The 5344-nt window shown below is 66.8% G+C and carries 8 protein-coding genes; 3 read left to right on the plus strand and 5 right to left on the minus strand.

The genetic code is table 11. The annotated features are described in order from the left end of the window. Nucleotides 1–194: 194 nt before the first annotated feature. Both KBZ07_RS15665 and KBZ07_RS15670 read left to right on the plus strand, forming a co-directional pair. Entirely contained in the window at nucleotides 195–443 is a 249-nt protein-coding gene (locus KBZ07_RS15665; RefSeq protein ID WP_254932480.1) for a hypothetical protein, read from the plus strand. A gap of 122 nt (nucleotides 444–565) precedes the next feature. After that, on the plus strand, nucleotides 566–964 hold the full coding sequence (locus KBZ07_RS15670) for a Crp/Fnr family transcriptional regulator (RefSeq protein WP_254932481.1): 399 nt from the start codon (nucleotides 566–568) through the stop codon (nucleotides 962–964). A 13-nt stretch (nucleotides 965–977) separates the two neighbouring features. Here the strand turns inward: KBZ07_RS15670 and speB are convergent, their stop codons facing one another. Next, nucleotides 978–1838, minus strand: a complete 861-nt coding sequence (gene speB / locus KBZ07_RS15675; RefSeq protein ID WP_254932482.1) for an agmatinase — start codon at nucleotides 1836–1838, stop codon at nucleotides 978–980. Next, nucleotides 1838–2707, minus strand: a complete 870-nt coding sequence (gene speE / locus KBZ07_RS15680) for a polyamine aminopropyltransferase (RefSeq protein WP_254932483.1) — start codon at nucleotides 2705–2707, stop codon at nucleotides 1838–1840. Before speE ends, speB begins: the two co-directional genes overlap by 1 nt. Nucleotides 2708–2773: 66 nt before the next feature. Here speE and arfB point away from each other — a divergent pair, with 66 nt between their 5' ends. Continuing rightward, nucleotides 2774–3226 (plus strand): alternative ribosome rescue aminoacyl-tRNA hydrolase ArfB, encoded by a 453-nt coding sequence (arfB, locus tag KBZ07_RS15685; RefSeq protein WP_254932484.1) that lies wholly within the window; start codon nucleotides 2774–2776, stop codon nucleotides 3224–3226. Between the two features lie 68 nt (nucleotides 3227–3294). On the opposite strand, the gene mazG is transcribed toward arfB, so the two are convergent. The 3 genes from mazG to KBZ07_RS15700 form a co-directional block, all read right to left on the minus strand. Next, a complete protein-coding gene (gene mazG / locus KBZ07_RS15690) occupies nucleotides 3295–4113 on the minus strand; it encodes a nucleoside triphosphate pyrophosphohydrolase (protein ID WP_254932485.1) in 819 nt (272 codons plus the stop codon). Then, a complete protein-coding gene (locus KBZ07_RS15695; protein WP_106502659.1) occupies nucleotides 4110–4610 on the minus strand; it encodes a DUF2227 family putative metal-binding protein in 501 nt (166 codons plus the stop codon). Before KBZ07_RS15695 ends, mazG begins: the two co-directional genes overlap by 4 nt. Before the next feature lie 3 nt (nucleotides 4611–4613). Further along, nucleotides 4614–5344 (minus strand): lysophospholipid acyltransferase family protein (locus tag KBZ07_RS15700; RefSeq protein WP_254932486.1); only part of this gene is annotated, 731 nt, incomplete at its 5' end.

Raw genomic sequence — 5344 nt, forward strand, 5'->3', positions numbered from 1 at the left:
CCATCTCCCAGCCGGCAAAGGGCACCATCCGGCCACCCGCGGTTTGGGCGGCTTCAAACAGAGGGGTGCGGATTAAACCCATGGCCGGATCCTATGCAGGCCTGCGGAATCAATAAGGAACCTGGAAGATTCGCTGTATTCGATACCACTTTGACCAAACGTCCATAACTTAAGAGACCAGATCTCTCCCTTGGATGGGTCAGCGCCCTTGCTGCCGCAGCTGCCGCCATTGCGCCCCACCCAGTGGCGCTGAATTCGGCTGGTGTCAGCTGCGCCAGTTGCCGATCCATCCCGAATTGGCGCTGGAGCTGTGGTGCCACCACTGGACGGCCCGGCCGCCGCGGCTGCCTGCGATTAATGCGGCGCCAGCAGCTGGGGGGACACCAGCACCAGCCCAGCCGAACCAGCAGCTCAGCCTTGAATCAGCCTTTGGCAAAAGCTAAAGCAAATCCGTAATTTGTCCCGGTTTTGGGGCCTATTTGGCTTTTGTGCTCGCCATAGCTAGGCGCCCGGGGCGGTATAGCTCTATTAAGGGCATGTGGTTTCGATTAGGGGGTGGAGGAGCATGGTTGCTTCGGTAACGATCACGACTTCGCTGGAGCTGCTGGCGGCTCAAGTGGATTGCGAAGTTCTCACCCTGCCCACCGGCTCCAAGGTGTTTTCCAGGGGCTCCCGGGCCGACTCGATTTATGGGATGCGCCGCGGCATCATTGAAGTGATAGGCGAGAGCGGCGAGAGGCTTTGCTATCGCCCCGGAGAGCTGTTTAGCTATCAAGACATCCTTTGGCGCGACGGCATTTATCGCAACGAAGCCGTGGCCCGTACCCCTGTTGAGATCCTGCGGCTCGATCGCCTGCGCTTCCTCAACCTGCTGCACAACCACCCGACTCTGGCGGTGTTGCTGATCAGCCAGCAGCACGAGCGCCTGCGTGAGCAGCGCACCAGCGGCACCTGCTGCTACTGATCGGCTTTCGGCATTAACGGTCGAGCAGAAACAGCAGGCTGCGCACCACCTTGGCGGCCAGCACGCTGCTCACGCCGGTGGCATCCAGCATCGGCGCCAGCTCCACCACATCGGCGGCCACCAGGTTGTGGTGGCGCAGCTCCTCCACTAGGGCTGCGAAATCCCGCCAGAGGAAGCCGCCGGGCTCCGGGGTGCCGGTGCCGGCCATCACCGCTGGATCAAACCAATCCAGATCCACTGTGAGATAGAGGGGCTTGCCGCGCAGGGGTTTCAGGCTTTCGGCCATCCGCTCAATGGCCACCAGGCGGCCGCTGCTCCTCAACTCGCTGAATTCTTCGCGGGTGCCGCTGCGGATGGCGATCTGCAGCAGCTGCTGGCTGGGCAGCACCTCCAGGCAGCGGCGCATGGCGCAGGCATGGCTGTGGTGGGCGCCGAGCCATTCCTGGCGCAGGTCGGCGTGGGCATCGAGCTGCACCAGCACCAGATCGGGGTGCCGGGCCGCCACGGCCGCCACTGCGCCGGAGCTGATCGAGTGCTCGCCACCCAGCATCAGGGGCTTCAGCCCCAGGGCCAGAACGGCTTCGGTGGCGGCCTTCACGGCCGCCACCACCGGCTCGGGGGCGCCGAAGGGGATCTCCACCGCGCCGAGGTCGGCGATGGCCAGCTCCTCCAAGTCGCGATCGAGCTGGGGGCAGTAGCTCTCCAGGCCGCTGCTCACCTCGCGGATTGCCGCCGGCCCGAAGCGGGTGCCGGGGCGGAAGGAGGTGGTGCCGTCGTAGGGCACGCCGAACAGACCCACCCGGCAGCCGGCGGGGTCGCGCTGGCTGCCCATGTAAATGGCGCCGTCTTGGTCAAAGAGATCCGTTTCAAACATCAGCCCAGCTCCCGCTCGATGGCGGCGGGCACAGCATCAAAGGCGCCGCGCTGCCAGCGGGGGGACCAGATCTCACAGCCACAGTCGACGGCCGCGGCGCGGGCGGGATCCGGCTGCAAATAGCGACGGCCGTCTGTGGCGGCGAACGTCCAGCTCCACCAGCCGCTGGGATACATGGGCACCCAGCCATACAGCGGATCGGCGTGGCCGAACACCTCACGGATCAGCTTCACCGTGTCGATATGCACCTGGCGGAAGGCCTCGGGTGATTCGCTCTGGGTGGCGAACACGCCGCCGGGCCGCAGGATGCGGCGGCAGTGCTCGAAGAAGGCGCGGTTGAACAGGCCCTCGGCCGGGCCGGCGGGGTCTGAGCCATCCACGATCACCACGTCGTAGCTGGCTTCAGGGGCATTGGCGGCCCAGGCGATGCCGTCGCCAACGGTGAGGTGGAAGCGGGGGTCAATCCAGCAGCCGCCGCCGATGCTGGGCAGGTACTGCTGGCTCCACTCCACCACCAGGCCGTCGATCTCCACCAGGTCGAGGTGCTGCACGCCGGCGTGGCGCAGGCACTCGCGGGCGGTGCCACCATCGCCGCCGCCGATCACCAGCACCCGCTCGATGCTCGCCGCGCTGCAAAGTGCCGGATGCACGATCGCCTCGTGGTAGTGCCGCTCCTGGCGCTCGGCAGTCATCCAGCAGCCATCGAGCAGCAGGCCCTTGCCGTAGCGCTGGCTGTCGATGATCGTCACCTTCTGGAAGGCTGAATCCTGTTCGGCGACCACCGTGCCCTCCAGGCCGTAGCGCACGCCGTCGAAGACCTCGTCGATCCAGCCCATTGCCAAAATTTCGCAGTCTCCAGCCTTGCGCATCGCCGGTGTGTTGGCCGTGACAGGCTCATTTCCTGGCTCCCCTGATTTCCTGGCTGCCCTGAATCCATGGCTCCCCTGCGACCCACGGCGGATCTGCGGCTGACCCCAGCGCTGGTGATCGGCGCCGCCGAGCTGGCCTGGCGTTTTTCTCGCTCCTCCGGCCCCGGCGGCCAAAACGTGAACACCACCGATTCACGGGTGGAGCTGGTGTTTGATCTGGCGGCCTCTGCGGCGCTGCCGCCCACGATCAAGGCCCGGGCCCTGGGGCGACTGGAGGGAAAGCTGGTGGAAGGTTGTGTGGTGATTGCGGCCAGTGAGCACCGCTCCCAATGGCAAAACCGGGTGGCGGCCCAGCGGCGCCTAGTGGAGCTGCTGCAGGAGGCGATCAAGCCGCCACCACCACCGCGTCGGGCGACTCGGCCCACCCGTGGTTCAGTGCAGCGGCGTCTGGCGGCCAAGAAGCAGCGTGGTGCGATCAAGGGGCAGCGGGGGGCCCGTACTCAGCTGCCGGAGGACTGAGGTGTTGGCTGGGTGTCCCTAAATCTGTACAGGTTGTACGGAACTTGCGAGGCTGTTGCGCTCAGGGCTTAGCAGCCTGGCGTTGGCGTGTTTTCAGCGCGTATCTCGGCTTTGGCCTGTTGCCAGAGGCCTTCGAGCTCGCCGATGCTGCGGCCCTTTAGGTCGCCATCCAGGGCTGCTTCCACCCGGGAGAAACGATCGAGGAAGCGGCTGTTGGTGCCCGCCAGGCCGGCTTCCGGTTCGATGCCGCACCAGCGCGCCACGTTCACCAGGGTGAACAGCACGTCGCCCAGCTCTTCCTGGGCATGGCGGCGATCCCCGGAGGCCACAGCTTCCTTGAGCTCCTCGAGCTCCTCGTGCACCTTCGCCCACACCCCTGCCATGTCATCCCACTCGAAGCCGGCCGCGGCGGCTTGCTTGGAGATCGTCATGGCACCGGCTAGGGCTGGCTGGCCGCGCACCTTGCCGGCCAGCCGATCGCTGAGCGGGCTGGTGGAGGCGGGTTGGGGTTTTTCTGCGGCCTTGATCTCCTCCCAGCTGGCCGGCTCGCCACCACCAAACACATGGGGATGGCGTCGCACCAGCTTGGCGCTGATGCCTGCAGCGATCTGGGCCAGATCAAAGCTGCCTGCCTCGCTGGCGATCTGGGCGTGGAGCACCACCTGCAGCAGCAGATCGCCCAGTTCCTCCGCCAGGTGGTGATCGTCGCCCGAGCGGATCGCATCGGCCACCTCGTGGGCCTCCTCCAGCACGTAGGGCACCAGGGAGGCGTGGGTTTGCGCCAGATCCCAGGGGCAGCCGCCCTCGGGGTCGCGCAGGCGAGCCACCACGGCGATCAGCTCAGCTAGGGCCTCAAGGGGGGCTGGGGTCTGGGTTTGGGGGTTCATCGGCGGCGGCGGCGGCGCAGCAGGCGGGGCAGGCGCGGCATCGGGTCGCCATCTTGGATCAGGTGCAGCCAGCTGCTGGCCTCCAGGCCCACCAGGGCGGCCAGCAGCAGCGGACGCTCGCCCTGCCAGAGCGCCTGGGCGGTGGCCAGGAGCTGCTGGGGTGCTGGCCCACCGAGGGGTTGCAGCAGCAGGCAGCTCACCAGCAGCAGCGCCGCCAGGTAGGCCAGGCGCCCGCTGGTGCCCAGCAGGGGACTGTGGGAGATCAGGGAGCGATGGCGCAGCAGGTTGCGGTAGGGCCACCAGAGCAGCCGCAACGGTCCCCAGCGGCGGGTGGGGTTGGAGCGGGTGTCGAGGTCGGGGGAGAGCAGCAGGCCACCTAGCAGAAAGCTCAGGCCGGCCACGCTCACCCCCGCTAACCCCAGCCAGGGCCACCACAGCAGCCCAAAGGGGAGGCTCAGGAGCCAGGTGGCTCGGTCGTGGCTGCGGCCGCTGGCCATCGATCAGCGCCCGGGTGGGCCGATGGGCCGCAGCCGCTCACCGCTGCCATCGCCCGTTCGCCAGCGCCGGTTGATCCAGTAGTACTGCTTCGGAGAGGCCTGGATCAGGGGTTCGTGCCAGCGGGCTACGGCGGCAAGCTGGTCGCTCAGGGCAGCGGCACCCTGGCCGGGCCATAGCGGTGCGCCAAAGATCAGCCGAAAGTGGCCGTTGGCTTCCCGCACCTGGGCCACGGGAAACAGGGGGCAACCCGATTTCTGCGAAAGGGCCGCAGGCCCTTTGACGAAGTTGGTGCTCAGGCCGAGGAAGTCGACCTGCACTTCGCTGTTGCGGCTGTAAAGGTCGGTCATCACCACGAGGCTGCCGCCGCGGTGTAGGCAGCGAAACATTGACCTGGCATCGGCCTGGGGAATCCAGTTGCAGTAGCTGTTGGCCTGGCGGGCCCGGTTGAGCAGCTCGTCGCTGTATGGGTTGCGGGCGGGGCGGTACACGACAGATGGGGTGTCCAGCTGTTCGCTCAGCCAGCGCAGCCCCAGATCCCAGCAACCCAGGTGCAGCGATCCCACGATCACCCCCTGGCCCTGGCGATGCAGCCGCAATAGTTCGTCGAGCCCCTCCCCCTCAGCGCTGATCAAGCAGGCGTCAACCGGTTGGATGATCGATTCGAGGCAGGAGAGAAAAAAGCTGTTGATCGACTGCTCGGCGATGGCTTCCCGCTCGCCCTGGCTGAGCTGCT

The sequence above is a fragment of the Cyanobium sp. BA20m-14 genome (genome assembly GCF_024346295.1).

What these genes read in the sequence shown, in the direction of transcription:
- KBZ07_RS15665 (WP_254932480.1), top strand. Translation starts at nt 195, where the DNA reads ATGGGTCAGCGCCCTTGCTGCCGCAGCTGCCGCCATTGCGCCCCACCC.
- KBZ07_RS15670 (WP_254932481.1), top strand. Translation starts at nt 566, where the DNA reads ATGGTTGCTTCGGTAACGATCACGACTTCGCTGGAGCTGCTGGCGGCT.
- speB (WP_254932482.1), bottom strand. Translation starts at nt 1,838, where the DNA reads ATGTTTGAAACGGATCTCTTTGACCAAGACGGCGCCATTTACATGGGC.
- speE (WP_254932483.1), bottom strand. Translation starts at nt 2,707, where the DNA reads ATGCGCAAGGCTGGAGACTGCGAAATTTTGGCAATGGGCTGGATCGAC.
- arfB (WP_254932484.1), top strand. Translation starts at nt 2,774, where the DNA reads ATGGCTCCCCTGCGACCCACGGCGGATCTGCGGCTGACCCCAGCGCTG.
- mazG (WP_254932485.1), bottom strand. Translation starts at nt 4,113, where the DNA reads ATGAACCCCCAAACCCAGACCCCAGCCCCCCTTGAGGCCCTAGCTGAG.
- KBZ07_RS15695 (WP_106502659.1), bottom strand. Translation starts at nt 4,610, where the DNA reads ATGGCCAGCGGCCGCAGCCACGACCGAGCCACCTGGCTCCTGAGCCTC.